The sequence below is a fragment of the Dictyoglomus sp. GBS genome, from assembly GCF_055179815.1.
This window is the reverse complement of the sequence record NZ_CM143687.1, coordinates 550,504-571,207: the sequence shown is the minus strand read 5'-3', so window position 1 is coordinate 571,207 and position 20,704 is coordinate 550,504. Positions and strand designations below refer to the sequence as shown.

The window sequence follows — 20,704 nt, the reverse complement described above, 5'->3', positions numbered from 1 at the left end:
TATTTAACTTCTTAAAAATTTATATAATAAATTATAACTAATTTCAACTAAGTATCATTATCAGAAATAATCACTATAACTATATCATTCACATTTGTATGCGTAGGTCCAACTTTGATTAAATCACCCAACTTATCGAAAAAATGATATGAATCATTATTTAGAAGATATAATACTGGATCTAATCCTAATTCTCGTGCCCTTTTAAGAGTAGTAGTATCGGCATATGCTCCAGCTGCATCACAAGGACCATCTCTTCCATCTGTGGCAAAAGCCATCATATAAACCTTCTCTAAATCATCTATTTCAATAGCAAAAGATAAAGCAAGTTCTTGATTCCTACCCCCTAAGCCACTGCCCTTTATAGTAACTGTTGTTTCACCCCCAAAAATAAGAGCACATGGTGAAGAAATAGGATTTCCTGAATATTTTATCTCTCTAACTATACCTGCAATTACCTTAGCTACTTCTCTCGCCTCACCCTCTAAAAAACCTGAAACAAGAATAGTATTGAAACCTAATTCCTTTAACCTCTGCATCACTTTCTCTAAATAATCCCTATTAGAAAGGATAATCAAAGCATAATGCCTACTGTCGATAGATTTTGGAGTCTCTGGAATATCTCCTGCCATTCCCTTCTTTATAAGCTCTTTAACCCTATCTGGTATCTTTTCCCATAAATCATATTTAATAAAAATATTGTAAACATCTTGATATGTGGTAGGATCAGGAACAGTAGGACCAGAAGCAATACTATCCAATGGATTTCCAAGAACATCAGATATTATTAAAGTAACAATTGTTCCTTTACATATATCAGCAAGTTGTCCACCTTTTATCTTGCTTAAATGCTTTCTGACAGCATTTATCTCTTGTATTCTGGCAGAACATGATAACAAAAGTTTAGTGGTCTCTATCTTATCCTCAAGCAATATCCCATCTCTTGGTAATGGAAGAAGAGCTGATCCTCCACCCGATAATAAGAATACTAATATATCCCCTTCCTCCATACTTTTTACAAAATCATAAATTTTCTCGGCAGCTTTAACCCCATTCTCATCGGGTATAGGATGAGAGGAATGTATAACCTCAATATTTCCCTCAAAAGATCCCTCATATCCATAAGGTACTACTACATATCCTTTATTTATCAGATCTCCTAAGATTTCTATAATCCCCTCGGTCATTGTAAAAGATGCTTTACCAACAGCAAGAAGATATACTTTGCTTTTTATTTCAAACTTTCTCTCCTTTACCTTTAACAATTTATATTCTGGATCATAGGAAACATATTTTTTAATTGCATCTTTTGGATTCAAACTTCTTATAGTATCTATAATGATATTTTGTAATAAATTTTTCACATTCTTTTATTTCATGACCTCCCTTTTTCTCAAAAAGATTAATATAATAATATTTACTGCTAAAACTATTATAAATACTGCAAGATATAGAATCGAAGGTCGGAATTCAAAAATAGATATAAATCTTTCTTTTCTTTCCACAAGATTAAAAGATGATGTATTTCCAAGTTTTGTCATTATGAAAACTTGTCCATAAATCTTTCCTATATTCCTTATATCATCTAAAAAATTATTAAACTTAATAAGAGAACTTTCGTCATTGTATAAGATAACATATAGTTTCCCATTTCCTCCAAGAGGAGAATAATCAGATTGCATAACTATATCTGTTGTAAAACCATCGAAGAATATACCTAAATCTTTTTTAAATATAAATTTATTACCTTCTGGTTTTACCCATAGATTTTTCTCAATTTTCCTTAATCTATCATCATAGAAACTACCTATAAAGAAGATATCCTTATCCTTCATTTCCTCTTTCAATTCATTCCCTAAAATTACTTTAAAGTTATAAATATTACCTGTGTTTTGCGAAATCTTTCCTATCAATGTAGCCATTAAAGATATTTCGTAAGGAGTTGGATTTTGAGGAAACCATATATAGATATCCTGGTAATTTCCACTCCATATGTTCCTCAAATTAGGATATTCTTCCGCATAACCTTTATTTAAGTAAATAACAGAATCACCATCTATCTTTGTCCATGCAATCTCATCATACCTTTTATCACAATCCCCATCTTTCAATGCATGATAAACTTTTATTTCAATATTCCATTCCTTTTCTTTCAAAAGATCCTTAGGAAAATATGCTTTTAATCTTCCACTTTCTATATTCCCACCATATAACCTTTCTGCTTTTACAGGAATCCCGTTAATATACAGAGTTATACCTGATTTCTCGGGATCTAATACAGGAGAATGGGAAAATTTTAGCTCTATATAAGAACCTGTCTGTATTGATTGATAACCTATAGGTAATTTTAAGGAGAAAGAAAAACTTTGATGATGGGCTCCTGAAATTACCACATTACTATAACTAAGATCCTTTAAAGTCAAAACCTTCTTACTTTCAATTTCTCTTTCAGATAAAGAAGGCTCCGAGGTTATGATAACAGGATTTGTCTCTGTTAATTTTACCTGCTCAGGATTCAATAGATATTTTATAGACTTTTCAATACCCTTTCCTTTACCAGAAATATATATTTGCAAATTATCATTGTATTTAGCTAAATATAATAAACCTGAATCCTCATCTATGTTAGTAAAACTTTTATCATTAAAAATTCTCCATCTTTCTAAACTTCCAATTAATATTTGATTTTCTCCTTTTTTAACATAAGGATCATCCAAAAACACCCTAAAAGAAAGCCTTTTATATCTCTCCTTTATCGAAAGATTATTTACAAGCTTAAAGAGAATATCTAAATTTTGATTTGATACCTCATTTAAATAGATATTGGAATTAATCACTTTTAGAGATAATAAATCCATAAAGGGATAAGGGAAATAAGAAATTTTATAAGGCTTATCTGATGTTTCAAGATGTAAAATAGAAGTATTGTTAATGATGAACCAATTAGCATCATTATCCAAATCCTTACAAGGTCCCTCAATATTTCTTTGTCTTGTAGAAATTGTTAATTCATTGAAGCCGTGCTTTAATCTCCTTACAGGAATCTTAACAGTAAGTTTCACATAGTTTCCTTCTTTTTTTACAATAGAACTACTGGATATAGGATATCCATTTATTAAAATGGTAAAAAAAGACTCATTAGACTTTATGGTCTCTGAATAAAAGTAATTTAGATTTAAATAACACTTGTCCAATATATTTACACCTTCCGGAATATAAAACCAAAAAGAGTACCTATTTAAAGGTAAATTAAGAAGAACATCTTGAGAGGTTATAGGTAAATTGTACACTTTTATATTATCATAGCCAAAAACAGGAACCATCATTAATATTATGAGAAAAAGAAACAAACATCTCCTCATTATTCTGAACTCCTTTCTGTTTTATACCATTTCACAGTTTTACCTGTTATTCTATCTTTAAGAGTAAAATAGATTGCCCTGATAACAACAAAAAGCCATAATTGACAGTATGTAAAATACATAAGACATATAAGTAGAAGATTTTTTAAATTACCTTCTCCCCTTTCCAAGCTCAAAGATATAAAAGTCTCAGTTATAAAAAGTAAATATGCTAATATCCATATAGTAAATAGAGGCCCTCCCAAATGAAGTTTTATAACTTTTAAAAGCCCCAACCCAAAAATAATATCTGATATTAAAATGGCAGAAAAAGCCACAAGATAGATGTAAGAGAAATAAATAATATCAAAAGCAATTTTGCTTCTTAAACTAAATATATTCTTCAAATACTGAGCAATAACAGAAATATTACCTCTTGCCCATCTTGTTCTTTGTTTTATCCAAATCTTTAATCTTTCTGGCTCTTGCTCCCAAGTTACTGCTTGTGGTATCCATTTTATTCTATATCCCTCCTTATATATCCTTATAGTAAGCTCTGTGTCCTCAGTAAGGGAATGAATATTCCATCCTCCAATTTTTTCCAAAAGGTCTTTCCTAATTATAAAATTGGTACCAGGAATAGTAGTAAGACCTAAAAAATAGTTTCTTGAAGCTTGAATAAGCCACTGGAAACTAAGTGTTTCTATATTTATAAACCTTGTAAGAAGATTTTTATCTTTATTTCTCGTTCTAAACTTTCCTACCACTGCTCCAAGATTATCATCCTTAATTATAAATCTCACTAAATTATAAATTGCTTTTCTTTCTGGAGTATTATCAGCATCATAAACCAATATATAATCTCCCTTCGCTATCTTTAATCCTTGATTTAGAGCATTTGATTTACCCTTAGCTCCTAAGGGGGGCTTAATCTCAAATACTTTAAGATTTGGATATAACTTTTGTTTCTCTTTTAATACTTCTCCTGTCCCATCAGTAGAATTATCATTAATCACTATGATTTCAAATTTATCACGAGGATAATAAGCCCTCGCTATAGCATCTACTGTATTGCCTATAACCTTTTCCTCATTATGAGCAGGCACCAAAACAGAGATAAAAGGATACTCTTTTATCTCTTCATCTTCTTCAAAGTCTAAACTTATAAGAAAATAGCGATATCCAAAATAGGTTAGCAAGATATGATATAAAAGAACAGACCAAGTCATTACCATGGATATTACAAAAGCATAATCCCAGAAAGTCAGAACTTTCACTGCCTTTTTCCCCTCTCATATAATCTGATTCTGGAAAACACAAGATAAAGAATAATAACAATAAAACTTGTTACTACGAATATCAATATAATTCTTAAATATTCAACAAATTTTTCAAAAAACCTTTCTAATCTACTTTTTGAATACGGCAATACATTGCTTACAACAACTTTTTTCCCATTTTTATTCATTAATTATTAAATTATTATTCTCCACATGATATGGCTCTTTTAAAAGATCAAGAAAATCATAACCCAAATCTTTCAAACCCAGTATAAGCCTTTCTATGTCTTCCCTATCTAAATATATAGGTATAGAAATTCCTAATATGGCATCCCTCAAAGCCAAAAAATCTTTTGCTTTTCTTAAAATTAAATTCACATTCTTTGGATCCTTTGGATTATAAAAGCCTGCATTTATTGGATAGATAAGTGTATACAATCTTTTTGTAAAGACCAGATCATCACCGAGAAGGATCCTAAAGAATTTTGCAGCATCAATATATCTCTCTTTATAAGGTACACCGTAAAATTTAAAAGCAATGGGATGTATTCCATAACTTGCCAAAAGATTTAAATCACTATTTATCTTTGAATCGTAGTTTTTCTCATAATAACTTCCCTGTATTATACCAATATTACTATTTTCTATTTCCAATAATACCTTACTAAGCTTTTCATTATCACTAAGATAATATAATTTTCCATCCTTTTTTACTGTGGGATACACCACTATAGAATAAGGAATCTGATGACAACAGACCGTTTGAAGTTTTCCTTGAAGGAGAGATGCATCAGTAAAAGGATTTATTTCATCAATAATTATAAGAGCTTTTTTAAAAGAAGGATGCTTAATTCCTAAAATATCATGTAAAAGATCTAAAAAAACTATTCCAGTACTATCTCTAAAATCTAATCTCCCAAAATAATAAAGATTGTCCACTCGAAATACATAAGGAAAATTATTTAAATCATCAGATACATAAGACAATACATTGGCTTTTTTAGGAAGAACTATATGAATAAAAGTTTGAGGATCAAAAGAAAGTTTATAACCCTTATAACTTAACTCTATAAAGCCGTATCTTTTTCCTACATCCTTGAATTCACTACATCCTATATATTTTCAAACTGATCTATATTTTCCTCAATCCAAACAATCTTTTTACTCTTTGAAATCTCTTTTAAAAAATCCCTTTTTAAGAGCTTCTCTTGAAACCCCAAATATATAACAAGATCATATTGGGTTACATCAGGTAAAAGCTCTTCACTATTTACAGATCCTACATATACTCCATAGTGGGACAAATATTCTTCCAACTGATTCCCAATTGGATAGTCTTCTCCTATTCTTGAAAAACTGTCATAGATTACTAATACTCTCTTAGTCTCCTCTGCAAAGGAGAGGGTTAAAATAATTAAGATAAGAAAGATAAGAATTATCTTAAACTTATACATCATATTTACTACTATCTTTTGCTCTTTCCCAAATAATCAGTGTATCTTCACCTTCCTGGAATTCTGCCTCACCAATTTTAATTTTTAATGATATAACCCTTCTTTTTCCTCCTATTTCAACAATGATCTTATCCAAAGCTCTATGAAGTTTCTCCTTTACTATTTTTACGGAATTGATATCAGCATCTGGCAATATGATGCCCAAAACTCCATCTTCTATTCTTCCTTTTATGTCTGTAGTCCTTGTATTCTTTAAGATTTCATTTGCAATTACCCTTAAGATACTCTTATATCCATCCTCTCCATATATATTCTTCAATTCCTTCCAATCCACAATATTAATGTAAAGTATAGAAAAAGTCTCCTTATACCTTTGTGCCCTCTTAATCTCTTCTTCTAATCTCTGAAAAAACCCAAAAGGATTATAAAATCCAGTAACATCATCTAATAAAACCAATTTTTCCCTTTCCTCAAATTCTCTAAGCCTTTCCTTCAAAACCCTAAATTCCCTCTCCAAACTTCCCGAAAGAAAAGCTCCTACAGGAAACGAAACTAACCAAAAAGCATATTCCAATTTAAACTCAGAAATAGTATTCAATACTATAATGGAATATAAGAGATAGGATCCGTACCCAAAAACTAAAAATAAAGAAGTAATTAAGCCAGCTACTATCCTAAGATTATAGGCTATCAACATATTCAAAATAAGAGCAGAAAACAATAAGTAATTAATAAAATTTACATTATAGCTAGTACTAAATATTACTATTAGAATTAAAAGCCAAAAAATTAACAAAAGGCTAAAAATAAGATTATCTTTCATAAAATTCCTTTCCATCTACTCCTCCATATAACTTAATGTCAATAATACTTCTAATTGATCAAAAGCATAATAGACCTTCCCTAAAAAATCTCCGTAACCCGAAGAAGATCTACCGCTAAATTTTTCAACAAAATTTAATATCCTCTTAGCCCCTATTCTATCATTACAAAAAATAAATAACCTTGCTAAAATAGCATATATTGCTACATTCTCTTCATCTTTTAGCACTTTATGATCCATATAGAATGTATTTAATTTGTTATAGTTATTTATTTCATTTTTTACAAACTCTAAAAAGCCTTTTATTTTATTCGTATCATTAAAATTTATAGCAGTAATTACCTGTTCCAACATATTTAGAGGATAATAGGTCTTATAGGAGAAAGTAAAGAAGTCAAATTCCTTAGGGAAAAAGGGACTATTTATGGATACGGAGTTTTCAAGGATCTTTTTTGATGTAATGTAGTATTTATTAAAGGAGGGCAATATTTCAGCTATCTTTTTCAATTTCCTAAGATCTAAATAGAATAGAGAAATTTTATTAGCTTTTTCTTTCATATTTCCATCATAATAATCTACAAAAAATTCTCCTGATGAATTAAATTTCAATATTCCATCTGCTACTTTTTCTCCCATTTCCATATACTTTTTATCCTTAAAAGTATCATAAACACATAAAAGAGCATACAAGATCCTTATAGAGTCTATTAAAGCAGTACTATTATCAGGTCTCAAGTTTAACCTATTTATCCTCCAATATAGATATCCTTCTTTACTATAAAAATATTTATCTACTATTGAAAGAAGAATATCAAAAAGATTTTTGTCTCCCCTTAATAAAGCATATTCCATTAATTCCCCATAGGATTCCAGAAGGGAATATTCCAAAGGCTTTCCATTTTCTATTTTTGATATGATAAATCCCCTGTTATCAATAAAATCTCTTCTAATAAAACTTAATAGTTCTTTCTCTTTATATGATACACTCCTTTCCATAGCTTTAAGTTCATTTTTTAATTTAAATCCATAATAATAATCTTTTATTTGAAAGATAATAATAATCAATATAATAGAAAACAGGAGAATTAAGAATAAATTTCTTATTTTATTTACCCCATAATTTTAAATACTAAAGGATAATCTAATTTATCATAATCTGGAATATGTATTCTAAGACCCTTCTCATCTCTTTCAAATCCAATTTCTCCTATTCCCAAAATCTCTACCTTCTTAACTTCTTTATTATATAAAGTTAGATTTGTACTAAGAGACTTTATTAAGGCTTCTCCTTTTGTAGGCTTTTCCATTAAAATAGCATAAAGATCATCTCCCTTTGTAGTAAATCTAAAATCTTCTCCTGTATAACTTATTTCCTTTTCACTAAAAGGCCCATGAGCTTCTTTTGTAGGACCTTCACCATAAATTTTCCATGGTCTTGTACCATAAATAGCAGGACCATTTTTAAGAAGCCAATTACCTATCTCTAAAAGAATATCACGAGCAATATCAGGTATAGTTCCATCAGCTTTAGGACCTACATTTAAAAGAAAATTCCCATTTTTACTTACAATATCTATGAGTTCCCAAATAAGTTCTTTAGCTGATTTATAGATATCATTTTCTATATATCCCCAAGAAAGACGAGAAATAGAAGTATCTGTTTGCCAATATATGGGATCAATATCTCCAAGCTTTCCTCTTTCTATATCCCATACTGCACATTCTCTCGGTACCGCATAATTTTTATAATTTATTACTACTCCTCTTCCCCATTGATAGGCTCTATTGTAATAATAGGCAAAAAATTTCTTTAAATAAGGTTCGAAGGCAGGTTGCTCTATCCACCAATCAAAATAAATAAGCTGAGGCTGATATCTGTCTACAATCTCAAAAAGCCTTAAAAGCCAATCCTCTAAAAATTCTTCTGTAGGTTGCATACTTTCAGGCTGGGCAGGTCCATATAGGTCAAAATAATTCCTATCTCTTACATCAGAGTCAAATTTCATTCCCTCATGTAAAAACCACCAATGTTCTGCCCTATGATAGGAAACTCCAAAGGTAAGATAATTTTCTCTCACTGCTTTAGCAAGTTCTCCAATAATATCTCTTTGAGGTCCCATTTTACTGGCACACCATCGGGTATAGCTACAATCATACATAGCAAAACCATCGTGATGTTCTGCAACAGGTACTACATACTTAGCACCTGCCTTTTTAAAAAGATCTGCCCATTCATATGGGTCAAACTTCTCTGCCTTAAAAAGAGGAATAAAATCTTTATATCCAAACTTTTTATGGTCTCCATAAGTTTTCAAGTGATGTTCATATTCTTTTGTACCCTTTATGTACATGTTTCTTGGATACCATTCATTACCAAAGGCAGGCACTGCATAGACACCAAAATGTATAAATATCCCAAATTTAGCATCCTTATACCAATCCGGAATCCTATAATTTTTCAAGGATTCCCAAGTAGGCTCAAAAGGTCCTTCTGGCATTTTATACCTCATAGGTTGACCTCCTTAATAATTTATTTAAATAATCTCTTTCACTGCTTTTTCAATTCTTCTAAGGCCTTCTTCAAGAATACTACGGGGACAAGCAAAGTTAAGACGGGCAAACCCTTCCCCTGATTTACCAAAGATATAGCCATCATCAAGACCAACCTTCGCATTTTTTCGGAGGAATTCGCTTAAAGTATACTTATCCATACCAAGTTCTCTAAAATCAAGCCATGCAAGGTATGTACCTTCAGGTTTTATAACTTTGACCTTTGGAATTCTCTTCTCCACGTAATCCATAAGAAACTTGAGATTTCCTTCAAGATATTCAAGAAGCTGTGAAAGCCAATCATCACCATAACGAAATGCAGCTTCTGTTGCTACAAGTCCAAAAGGATTTGGATTTGATAAAAGTTTACCTTTTGCTTCAATAAATCTCCTACGGAGTTTTTTGTTTGGAATAATTATGATAGAGGTTTCTAATCCTGCAATATTAAAAGTCTTACTTCCTGAAATAAGGGTAATAGAGTTATCTGCAAACTCTTCTGATATGGATGCAAAAGGAATATGTCTATGACCTGTATAAACAATTTCACAATGAATTTCATCAGAAATGACAACAACTTCATTTTTAATTAAAATCTCGCCAATCTTTGTTAACTCCTCTTTTGTGTAAACTCGTCCCACAGGATTGTGTGGATTACATAAAATCATTGCCTTAATACGATTTGAGCCTGTAAATATCCCATCCTTGCCTAAAAATTTATCCTCAAGATAATCAAAATCAATTTCATAATGATAGTTTACAAGTTTTAAATCATTACTTACAATATGAGCCCCATTATCCCTTATTGCACTGAAAAATGGATAATATACTGGTTCTTGTACAAGTACACTATCCCCAATAGAGGTAATTGCTTTTATTGTTATATATAAAGCAGAAACCGTACCAGGCGTAAAAATAAGCCACTCAGGTTTAACATCCCAGTTAAACTTTGACTTAATTCTTTCAATCACTGCATCTATAAGAGATTCAGGAATAGTAGTATATCCATAAATTGCATGTTCAGCTCTTTTAAGAATTGCGTCAGTTATAGGCCTTGCAACCTCAAAATCCATATCTGCAATCCACATGGGAAGAACATCTTTATCCCCAAATATATCATGAACAGCATCCCACTTTAATGAGGCTGTATTTCGTCTATTTATAACTTTATCAAAGTTATATTTCATAACTGCCTCCGACAAAATTTATTTTACAACATTATAAAGCATAATGTACTAAAAAACATACTTAACCATTGGTATTGTCTCATTAGTTGTACAAATCTTTGAGAGGTATTTTAAATTTATTTCACAAGGAGGTCAAAAAGCTACTTAAACACCTTTTGGAAAACCTCATGCTTGGAAAGCAATATTAACTTTTTGAATTATCCGAAGGAGATAAGACAATTTATATACACAACAGATCAACTTTGAGAGGCTATTATACTTGATTTTTTAAGATGGGAGATTAAACTCAAAGAGATTAAGGGACTTAAGGGAGTGTAAAATGGATACTATACCCTTTAAATAAAATTTTACATAATAAAAGAGATGCTACGAAACCATTTATTAATATTTCAATTCAGAATCTACAATTTTTTCAAACTTTCTTCAATTTTCAAACTTTCTTCTATTATGATAATATCTATTATAGATAATACTTTCTGAAAAAAGGAGAAAATTTTAATGTTAAAAGATGTAATAATATTCATAATAAGCTTATTCTTTCTAATAAAAGGATCCGATAAATTTACTGAATATTTAAAAATAATAGGGATAAAACTAAGAGTAAAAGATTTCGTTATTAGCCTTATACTAGCAAGTATTGCCACAACACTTCCTGAAATCATAGTATCCATAATCTCCTCATTAAAGGGAAATAGTAATTTAGCCCTTGGTAATGCCTTAGGAAGTGTTATTGTTAATACCGCCTTAATTCTTGGTATATGTTCTCTCATATCTCCCATGAAAGTGGATGATTTAGCGTGGAAAAATTCATTTTTTTTATTATTTATTAATTTCCTCTTATTTTTATTAATGTTTGATATGAAAATATCAAGATTTGAAGGCTTTATTTTATTAATCCTGTATGCTATATTTATCTATATAATTTATAGGGTTAAAGGAGACAACAAGTCTGAAAATTACCAAGACCAAAACTCAGCAATAAAAATTTTTATACTTATGATACTTAGTATAGGAGTAGTTATTGTTAGTTCAAGATTTTTAGTAGAGAGTAGTATAAATATTGCTCGCTTTCTCAATATTTCAGAACTTATAATAGGCCTTACATTAGTAGCATTAGGTACTTCTCTTCCAGAACTTGCTAATTCTGTTATTTCAACAATAAAAAAAGTGCCAGATATAGGAGTTGGAAATATAATAGGTGCAAGTATACTAAATGTATTAGTGGTGATAGGAATAGCATCTATAATAAATCCCATAAAAGTTGATCAAAAATTTATCACTTATATAATGCCAGTAATACTAATCACCTTACTTGCATTGAGTATATCTCTTAAAAGGGATAACATTATAGGAAAGAAAACAGGGCTTATCCTTCTTTCTTTATATTTCATTTCTATAATACTAAATTTTATTTTTTAAAATTAGGAATAATTACAAAATTTTTATGTCTAACATATTATGGGAAGAATCTAATCCATAAAAAGGGAGGTAGAGAAGATATGAACAAGAATCTTCCAAAATGGTTTCCTTACGTAATTGTGGTAATTATCATGGTAATAATTATAGGAGTGATTATCTCAACCACAGGGAAAAAGGCTCCTGAGCAAGGATCCACTCCTGAGACCCCTGCTGTTACTTCTCCTGTGGAGACTGTAAAGGAAAAAACACCAGATGAAGAGGCGTATGAAAAGGCAAGAGAATTATATTATGATGCTAAATATAAAGAAGCTATTGAAGCATATAGAAAGTTTATAAAAGACTTTCCTGACAGTGAATACGCAGACGATGCCCAATATGAAATTGCATTAAGCTATGAATTCCTTGAAGATTACAAAAAGGCTATAGAAGAGTATGAAAAATTAATTAAAAATTATCCTAATAGTGAATATGTGGAATCTGCAAAATCATCAATAGATTATTTAAAGGATTATTTGAAACAATAAAAAAATAAAGCCCCCTATTCTATTTAGGGGGCTTTTCTCTAAAACCTAATCTTTATTTCTTTTATACCTTTATTTGGCTTAATTAATATACCTTTATCTGTCTTTTCTAAACTACCGCCTTCTACCTTTTCTATCTCATATGTATTAAATAAAAGTACAGAAAACATCTTTCCAGAATCCTTTTCTACATTTATTACTATCTCATCTTTATCTTTTAACAAATTCACCTTTAATTCTACTTCTCTTTGCTGATTATATATTTCACAGACTGATACTTTCCCATCTTGAGGTTCAAAAACATACAAAGTCACACCATCTGCATAGTCATAATCAGTTCTTTCCTTATTATTCCCAATAGCAATTATGCTTCCAGGTCTTGCCATAAGAGGTAAAGAGAAATAATCATACTTTTCTTTGTACCACTTACCCCCTTCTTTTCTCTCTCCTGTTATAAGATTTGTCCATATACCTACATTAGGAAGATAATATTCCACTTCTCCCGTTTCTGAAAATATGGGAGCTACAAGTAAAGAATCTCCAAGCATATATTGTCTATCTAAGAAATGACAAGTAGGATCTTCTTCAAATTCAAGAAGCATAGCTCTCATCATTGGAATTCCTTTATTTACTGCTTCTACCGCCTTTGCAAAAAGATAAGGCATTAATTGGCATTTTAAATTTACAAAAAATCTCAATACATCTACAGCTTCTTCGTCATATAACCATGGAACCTTATAATCATGATTTCCATGAAGTCTTGAATGGGAAGAAAGAAGTCCAAATGCTACCCATCTCTTATAAAGATCAGGAGTAGCAGAACTATCAAATCCTGCAATATCATGACTCCAAAAGGCAAATCCACAAAGACCTAAGGAAAGTCCTCCTCTTAATGTCTCTGCCATGGACTCATAAGTAGATAAACAATCTCCACCCCAATGTACTGGAAATTTCTGACTTCCTGCAGTAGCTGATCTGGCAAACACTATAGCATTTTCCTCTCCAAGCTCCTCCTTTAATGCTTCAAAAACAGTTTTGTTATATAGATAGGTATAAAAATTATGCATCTTTTCAGGATCTGATCCATCATAATAAACCACATGTGTAGGTATCCTTTCTCCAAAATCTGTCTTAAAAACATCAACACCCATTCTAATAAGCTCTTTTAACTTATTAGCATACCATTTTCTTGCAGATGGATTTGTAAAGTCCACAATTCCCATGCCCGGTTGCCATTCATCAGTTTGCCATACATCACCGTGAGGCTTCTTTAAGAGATAACCCTTCTCTTTTCCTTCCTCAAAGAGTTTTGATCTTTGAGCTATATAGGGATTAATCCATACACATATTTTCAAGCCTCTATCTTTTAACCTTTTCAACATATCTTCGGGATTAGGAAACACTCTTTGATCCCATTCAAAATCAACCCAATGATATTCTTTCATCCAAAAACAATCAAAATGGAAAACATGTAAAGGTATATTTCTCTCCTTCATTCCATCAATAAAACTTGTTACCGTTTTTTCATCGTAATTGGTTGTGAAAGACGTGGTAAGCCAAAGTCCAAAAGACCAAGAAGGAGGAAGAGCAGGCCTTCCTGTAAGAAGGGTATAATTTTCAATTACTTCCTTTAAATTTTCTCCTGCAACTATAAAGTAATTTATCTTTTCACCCTTTACACTAAATTGCACCCTTTCAACATTCTCTGTAGCTATCTCAAAAGAAACCCTCTCTGGATGATTTACAAAAACTCCATAATCTCTATTTGTTATATAAAAAGGTATATTTTTATATGTTTGATCTGAAATAGTTCCTGCATCAGCATTCCACATATCCACCTGTTGCCCATTTTTTATAAAAGGACTAAATCTTTCTCCAAGGCCATATACCAATTCCCCTACAGAAAGATCTAATTGCTCTACCATATAAGGAGTCTTGTTTTCATCAATAGCATAAGCCATATGCTTGAATCCAGAAGACGTCAATTTCTTATCTTTCCAGAAGAAGGTATATTTAAACACTCCTTTTTTATTAATTTCCACCCTAAGATTTCCAGACTTTAATATGATCACATCCTCTTTATCTAATATCTCAGGTTTAAAATTTTTATCTTTATTTAACTCGAAAGATGGTCCTTTCTCTACCACCCCTTTAAAATGGTACGATATCACCTCTATAACATTAGGAAATGGAGCTGAAAAATGAATTTCTAAAAGAGGACCAAATAGAGTTTCTCCCCTATTTCTAACAAAGGTACAAGGTGCATATACTATAACTTCTTTTTCCTTAACTTCGTAATCCCAAACCATGAAAGGATAATGTATTCTTATACCTTCTCTAATACGCCAATGCCCATCAGTAAATCTCATAAAATCATCCTCCTCACTCAAATTTCAACCAATTTATTTTTACTTCCTTTTCTCCTCTTATATACATATCTTGTTTACCTAAAATATTCTCATCTAAAACAAAAACAATTTCTTCCCATTCATTAAAAGTATCTATTACATCAAAAGAAAATTCTTTATCAATTTTGCTAAAATATAAAAACATTTTGGAATTTTTGGTAGTAGATATTTCCATCCTTATCCTTTGAGAGGGTCTATAAAAATTTAAATCCTGAAATAGTATCCATGAATCTTCTTTAGGAAAGATTACATAAGTTTCTTCCCAATTTCTTTTTGTATTGAAAACTAAATTGTATCCATCATCAAAATTAAAAGCTTTTATTCTCTCAAAAGGATCTCTATCTTCAATTTCCTCTCCCCCCACATAAATTCTTCCTCTTAATCTTATATCCTCTGATGAAGCACCAACTAAAATCTCGTATTCTCCTTTCTCAACTAAATACTTCTCTTTTCTCACATCCCATATAAAAAGCTCCGAAACAGGTACTGTAAATTCAACCTTAACCTTTTCTCCCTTTGGAATAAATATCCTTTGAAAACCTTTTAACTGAAGCTTTGGCCTTTTTATCTTTGAATTAATAGCTCTAACATAAACTTGTGGTACCTCATCAGAATCCATATCTCCGACATTTCTAATCTCAAAACTAAGCCTTATTTCATCTTTTATTCCATAATTTTTAGAATTTAAAAATAAATTACTATATTCAAATTCAGTATAAGAAAGTCCATGTCCAAAAGGAAAGAGGGGTTCTTTATCAAAATACATATAGGTTCTCTTTCCCCTTATTACATCATAATCTGTCATGGGAGGTATATCATTTACAGATTTATACCATGTAATACATAATCTTCCTGCCGGAGAATAATTTCCAATTAATACATCTGCTATAGCATTTCCCATTTCTTGTCCCCCATGGGAAGACCATAAAATGGCTGGTATATGCTCCTTTGCCCAGTTAATAGCGTAAGGATAACTACTAATTATTAAAAGCACTGTGTTAGGATTTACTTTATAAATCTCTCTAACAAGTTTCTCTTGGTGATCTGGTAAAACAATGTCTACTCTATCTTCTCCTTCTCTTCCATTTACTAAAGGATTATTTCCTACACATAATACTACTAAATCGGATTCTTTTGCTATATTGCAAGATTTTTCTATACCATCTTCTAATTTCTCAATTATAAATTTTTCCTCTGGAAGGTTTTCAAAACTATCTTTGAATTTAATCAAATTTCCATTCTCTTCATCTATATAAAGATATTTTCCATGCCAAGTCTTAATATAGAAGGTACCATCTCCTAAGGAATCTATTTGGAAAAGTTCCTTTACAAACCACCCAAATACTTCTTCTGATGCAGACAGGATAGAAAAATTAGAGTCATCACAAGTTAAGTATTTGTTATTTGCTAAAGATTGCAGGCTTTTATTGCCCCATCCCCAATCTATAAATCTAAATTTTTCCCTTGGGCCAATTTCTTCACTTATAGCCCATAAAGGACTGATCTCTGATTCTATAACTCTCAAATATTTATTATTTTTTACCGATTTTATTGCAATAATATCATAGGAATCATAATATTTTATTTCCTTATTATATAATCTGTTTACTATTCCTTGGAGAATAGAAACTTTATATGGATAAGTACCACTATACCAATCATTATAGTTTTTATTGGCTAAAGGACCTATGACCGCAATATTATTTATTTTTTCTTTATTTATAGGAAGGAATTTATTCTGATTCTTTAAAAGTACAATAGATTTAAGAGCAGATTGATATGCAAGCTGAGAATGCTCCTTATCACATATTTTGTTAGGAGAAACATAAAATTTTTTACTTATTTCTTCATCAAATTCACCAAGTCTAAATCTTACACGAAGGGTATTAAAAACAGCCCTATCAATATCCTCTTCAGTTATTAATCCCCTTTCAAGAGCTTTCCATGCTGATTCTATAACAAGATCAGGATCATCAGTAAAGGCATCAATTCCAGCTTTCAGAGCATAAGCCATTGTCTCGTAATGATTATCAAAAGTTTTATGTGAGGTAACTGTTTGACTAAAATCTGCAGCATCAGTTACTACATATCCACTTAATCCAAATTTCTCTTTTAAAACCTTCTTTACTATTGGATTTACTATACAAGGTACACCATTTACAGCATTGTAAGCAGTCATTATTCCCATAGCTTTTCCCTTTTCTATAACCCTCCTAAAAACATCTAAGTAATATTCATACATATTTCTGGGATCAATATTGGCGGAAAATTTATCTCTATCCTTCTCATTATTATTAGCAAAGAAGTGCTTAGGAGTCATTGCGGTTTTAAGATATACTTCATCATCTCCTTGCATACCTTGTATATATGCACTTGCCATTTCTCCAGCAAGATAAGGATCTTCACCATAACCTTCTTCCATCCTACCCCATCTTGGATCTCTTTCCATATCTACAGTAGGAGCCCAAAGCATAAGTCCCCCAATCTTTCCCCTCATATAGTAGTAAGCTCGAGCCTCTAATGAGACCACTTCTCCTATTTTTTTCATAAGATCTCTATCAAAGGAAGATACAAGACCAATAGGTTGAGGAAACACAGTGGCTTTTCCCAACCAAGCTACACCATGAGCGGATTCCCCACCTATATGAAACTCTCTTATATCTAATCTGGGTATTGGTGCTTGTCTGGTAGGAAGCAACTTAATCTTTTCTTCAAGGGTAAGAAGAGAGAGAAGATTTTTTACTCTTTCATCAATAGGGAATAAAGGGTTCTTAAAAATATATTCATCTGCCATAAAATATTTAAAGCCTCCTTCACAAAATAATTTTAATTTAGGATTATATAATGATACATGAAAATAATAAATTGCAAGATTTTACTAATTTGAGTTAAATTCATAGTATAAATAGCTATTCACCAATTATTTTTACAAGTACTCTTTTTCTCCTCATTCCATCAAACTCACCATAAAAAACCTGCTCCCATGGACCTAAATCAAGCTTACCATCAGTAATTGCTATTACCACTTCTCTTCCCATTATGGTACGCTTTAAATGTGCATCAGCATTATTTTCACCCACATTATGGTAATATTGATTATATGGTTTTTCAGGAGCAAGCTTTTCTAACCATATTTCAAAATCTTTTAAAAGACCTGGCTCATCATCATTGATAAAAACACTTGCAGTAATATGCATAGCATTACAAAGAAGAAGCCCCTCTTTAATTCCACTCTCATCTACACATTTTTGCAAGGTATCTGTGATATTCACAAACCCCCTTCTTGTTGGAAGATTAAACCACAATTCTTTTCTATAGGTCTTCATACCTTTGATCCCTCCTTAAATTATAAAAATGTTATAATTATATTACAAATTTATAAAGGAGTATTAGGCAATGAGTAAAACCTTTAGAGATTTATCCCTTGAAGAAAAAAGAAAATATATAGAAGTCCGAAAAAGACTTGAGGAAGAAGAAAAAAAGCTATTAGACATAAGATATGAAAAGGCATTAAATTTAGCAAAAGAAATCTCTGAAATTCTTTATAAAAAATATAAAGCTAAGAAGGTATTATTAGTGGGATCTCTTAAAGATAAAGAATTATTTACAAAATGGTCTGATATAGATTTAGCTGTATCAGGAATATCTGATAAAGATTATTTTAAAGCAATATCTGAAGTTTTATCTTTAAGCACAGATTTTAAAATAGATATTATTGATTTGGATAGCTGTGAAGAAGAAATTAGACTTAGTCTTGAGAGAGAAGGTATATTACTATGAAAAAAATGTACTTAGTAATTTCAAGTAGGATAAAAAACGAAATTATAGAGATAGAAGAAACAATAAAAAGAGCACAAAAAGCATGGGAATTAATTAAAGAAGAAGATTCGCTATATATAGATAGTGTAGCACTAAACCTTCATAACTTTTATAGTGGTTTAGAGAGAATTTTTAGTTTAATCGCTAAAGAGATAGATGGTAAAATTATAGAAACACCAGATTGGCACAAAGAACTTTTACTCCAAATGTCTATAGAAATTCCTTATGTAAGACCTGCAATTATTTCTAAAGAGCTCAAAGAAAAACTTGAAAACTACAGAGCTTTTAGACATGTTGTTAGAAATATATACGCCTATAAGCTAAAACCTGAAAAGATAAGAGATCTTATAACAAATCTTCCTATAATATGGGAAGAAACTAAAAAGTATCTTTTAGACTTTTGCAACTTTTTAGAGATGCAATGAATTTACCACTTTATCTATAATATTTTTTGCCTCATCTATATCATCAAAGGATACATCTTTGTGAGTCACAAATCTTAAAGTCTCTTCATCAAAACTTGTAGCAAGTAGTCCATAGTCTTTGAACCTTTTAATCAAATCAGAAGCCTTAAAACCATTTTTTATTTTTACCTTTAAAATATTGGTTTCTGGCTTTTTAATGTCAAAAATTGGTATAGTTTTGAGAAAATCATATAAATTGTAAGCCTTCCTATGATCCTCCTCTAAGCGATCTATCATATTATCTAAAGCCCAAAGACCACAAGCAGCAACAACTCCAGCCTGCCTCAAGCCCCCACCCAACCTTTGCCTATTTTTTCTTGCCCTCTCAATAAAATTTGAAGATCCCACAAGAAGAGAACCCATAGGGCAAGAAAGACCCTTGGAAAGACAAAACATCACTGAATCGGCATATTTAGCTATCTCCTTTGCAGGAACCTTTAAATAAATGGAAGCATTAAAAATTCTTGCCCCATCAAGATGAATAGGTATGTTATATTCTCTACTTAATTCATATACCTCTTTCATATAATCTAAAGGAAGTACCTTTCCTCCAGCCCTATTGTGAGTATTTTCTAAAACAATTAAAGAGGTTTTTGGAAATACCTTTCCTTGTGGTCTAATCGCTTTTCTAATCTTTTCTATAGGCATGATTCCATCTTCACCTTGAATAAGGAATGGTTGCACCCCAGCATTTCCTGCCATCCCACCTGCTTCATAATAGTACATATGGGATTCTGCCTCAAGAATAACCTCGTCTCCTCTTGATGTCCAAGAAAGAAGAGCCACCTGATTCCCCATGGTTCCTGAGACTACAAAAAGAGCGGATTCTTTACCTAAAAGCTCTGCTGCTTTTTTTTCTAATAGATTTACTGTAGGGTCCTCACCATACCCATCATCACCTACTTCAGCTAAATACATAGCCTTTCTCATCTCTTCTGTGGGCTTTGTAACAGTATCACTTCTTAAATCAATAATTTTCAATTTTTTCACCTCTTCCTTATACGTTACTCTTTTAGAAGTTTATAACTATTATATTATCTTGAATTTTAAAGTGTAAATGAAAACTTTGAGGAAATTCAAAAAACAAATAATATTGAAAATAAGAGAGCCTTATGTGTATAAAAAATAAGAAAGAAAAGAATTGATAAAAAGGTAGATTTTCCCTCTTCTACAAAATATTGCCAGACTATAAATTTATAAGTATAATTAAAATAAAGCTTAATTAGGGGGTGAAAGGATGAACATCGGGAAGACTGACGCCATCATTAGGGTGATCGTTGGTATGATTTTACCTCATCTTACAAAATGGGGAATTGTTTCAGGGGCTGCTTGGGGTATAATCTTACATATAATAGGGTTTATTTTAGTATTTACTGCGGCCGTAAGATATTGTCCTCTCTATAAACTTATAAATAAATCTACAGCTTAAAAAAAAGAGGGG

The 20,704-nt window shown here is 31.1% G+C and carries 18 protein-coding genes; 5 read left to right on the top strand and 13 right to left on the bottom strand.

Annotated elements, in window-relative coordinates; translation table 11 throughout:
• Nucleotides 1-47: 47 nt before the first annotated feature.
• The 9 genes from ACY3IT_RS02595 to ACY3IT_RS02555 form a co-directional block, all read right to left on the bottom strand.
• A complete protein-coding gene (locus ACY3IT_RS02595; RefSeq protein ID WP_463083239.1) occupies nt 48-1,364 on the bottom strand; it encodes a glycerate kinase type-2 family protein in 1,317 nt (438 codons plus the stop codon).
• 6 nt (nt 1,365-1,370) lie between these two features.
• Entirely contained in the window at nt 1,371-3,362 is a 1,992-nt protein-coding gene (locus ACY3IT_RS02590) for a cellulose biosynthesis cyclic di-GMP-binding regulatory protein BcsB (RefSeq protein ID WP_463083238.1), read from the bottom strand.
• The gene (locus tag ACY3IT_RS02585) at nt 3,362-4,618 is read right to left on the bottom strand and encodes a glycosyltransferase family 2 protein (protein WP_463083237.1); all 1,257 of its coding nucleotides are present in this window, start codon (nt 4,616-4,618) and stop codon (nt 3,362-3,364) included. The genes ACY3IT_RS02590 and ACY3IT_RS02585 overlap by 1 nt, the downstream gene beginning before the upstream one ends.
• Before the next feature lie 183 nt (nt 4,619-4,801).
• Nucleotides 4,802-5,608 (bottom strand): hypothetical protein, encoded by an 807-nt coding sequence (locus ACY3IT_RS02580; RefSeq protein ID WP_463083236.1) that lies wholly within the window; start codon nt 5,606-5,608, stop codon nt 4,802-4,804.
• A 125-nt stretch (nt 5,609-5,733) separates the two neighbouring features.
• A complete protein-coding gene (locus ACY3IT_RS02575; RefSeq protein WP_463083235.1) occupies nt 5,734-6,078 on the bottom strand; it encodes a hypothetical protein in 345 nt (114 codons plus the stop codon).
• Complete coding sequence (locus ACY3IT_RS02570; RefSeq protein ID WP_463083234.1) at nt 6,068-6,913, bottom strand: diguanylate cyclase domain-containing protein; 846 nt, start codon at nt 6,911-6,913, stop codon at nt 6,068-6,070. The genes ACY3IT_RS02575 and ACY3IT_RS02570 overlap by 11 nt, the downstream gene beginning before the upstream one ends.
• Nucleotides 6,914-7,894, bottom strand: a complete 981-nt coding sequence (locus ACY3IT_RS02565; RefSeq protein WP_463083233.1) for a hypothetical protein — start codon at nt 7,892-7,894, stop codon at nt 6,914-6,916.
• Nucleotides 7,895-8,007: 113 nt separating this feature from the next.
• Nucleotides 8,008-9,408, bottom strand: coding sequence for an alpha-L-fucosidase (locus ACY3IT_RS02560; RefSeq protein ID WP_463083232.1), 1,401 nt, complete (start codon nt 9,406-9,408; stop codon nt 8,008-8,010).
• A gap of 24 nt (nt 9,409-9,432) precedes the next feature.
• Nucleotides 9,433-10,632 (bottom strand): MalY/PatB family protein, encoded by a 1,200-nt coding sequence (locus tag ACY3IT_RS02555; RefSeq protein WP_463083231.1) that lies wholly within the window; start codon nt 10,630-10,632, stop codon nt 9,433-9,435.
• A gap of 498 nt (nt 10,633-11,130) precedes the next feature.
• Here ACY3IT_RS02555 and ACY3IT_RS02550 point away from each other — a divergent pair, with 498 nt between their 5' ends.
• Both ACY3IT_RS02550 and ACY3IT_RS02545 read left to right on the top strand, forming a co-directional pair.
• Entirely contained in the window at nt 11,131-12,051 is a 921-nt protein-coding gene (locus tag ACY3IT_RS02550; RefSeq protein WP_463083230.1) for a calcium/sodium antiporter, read from the top strand.
• An 80-nt stretch (nt 12,052-12,131) separates the two neighbouring features.
• On the top strand, nt 12,132-12,575 hold the full coding sequence (locus ACY3IT_RS02545) for a tetratricopeptide repeat protein (RefSeq protein ID WP_463083229.1): 444 nt from the start codon (nt 12,132-12,134) through the stop codon (nt 12,573-12,575).
• A 38-nt stretch (nt 12,576-12,613) separates the two neighbouring features.
• Here the strand turns inward: ACY3IT_RS02545 and yicI are convergent, their stop codons facing one another.
• From yicI to ACY3IT_RS02530, 3 genes are all read right to left on the bottom strand, one after another.
• Nucleotides 12,614-14,941: an alpha-xylosidase gene (gene yicI, locus ACY3IT_RS02540; RefSeq protein WP_463083228.1), complete on the bottom strand. Its 2,328-nt coding sequence runs from the start codon at nt 14,939-14,941 to the stop codon at nt 12,614-12,616.
• Between the two features lie 13 nt (nt 14,942-14,954).
• Complete coding sequence (locus tag ACY3IT_RS02535; RefSeq protein WP_463083227.1) at nt 14,955-17,774, bottom strand: glycoside hydrolase family 3 C-terminal domain-containing protein; 2,820 nt, start codon at nt 17,772-17,774, stop codon at nt 14,955-14,957.
• A gap of 115 nt (nt 17,775-17,889) precedes the next feature.
• Nucleotides 17,890-18,306 (bottom strand): secondary thiamine-phosphate synthase enzyme YjbQ, encoded by a 417-nt coding sequence (locus ACY3IT_RS02530; protein WP_463083226.1) that lies wholly within the window; start codon nt 18,304-18,306, stop codon nt 17,890-17,892.
• Nucleotides 18,307-18,376: 70 nt separating this feature from the next.
• Here ACY3IT_RS02530 and ACY3IT_RS02525 point away from each other — a divergent pair, with 70 nt between their 5' ends.
• Both ACY3IT_RS02525 and ACY3IT_RS02520 read left to right on the top strand, forming a co-directional pair.
• Nucleotides 18,377-18,760: a nucleotidyltransferase family protein gene (locus ACY3IT_RS02525; RefSeq protein WP_463083225.1), complete on the top strand. Its 384-nt coding sequence runs from the start codon at nt 18,377-18,379 to the stop codon at nt 18,758-18,760.
• On the top strand, nt 18,757-19,224 hold the full coding sequence (locus tag ACY3IT_RS02520) for a ribonuclease toxin HepT-like protein (protein ID WP_463083224.1): 468 nt from the start codon (nt 18,757-18,759) through the stop codon (nt 19,222-19,224). The genes ACY3IT_RS02525 and ACY3IT_RS02520 overlap by 4 nt, the downstream gene beginning before the upstream one ends.
• Here the strand turns inward: ACY3IT_RS02520 and ltaE are convergent.
• Entirely contained in the window at nt 19,210-20,244 is a 1,035-nt protein-coding gene (gene ltaE, locus ACY3IT_RS02515; RefSeq protein ID WP_463083223.1) for a low-specificity L-threonine aldolase, read from the bottom strand. The genes ACY3IT_RS02520 and ltaE overlap by 15 nt on opposite strands.
• Before the next feature lie 256 nt (nt 20,245-20,500).
• On the opposite strand from ltaE, the gene ACY3IT_RS02510 reads away from it, so the two are divergent.
• The gene (locus ACY3IT_RS02510) at nt 20,501-20,692 is read left to right on the top strand and encodes a YgaP family membrane protein (RefSeq protein ID WP_463083222.1); all 192 of its coding nucleotides are present in this window, start codon (nt 20,501-20,503) and stop codon (nt 20,690-20,692) included.
• Nucleotides 20,693-20,704: the final 12 nt, after the last annotated feature.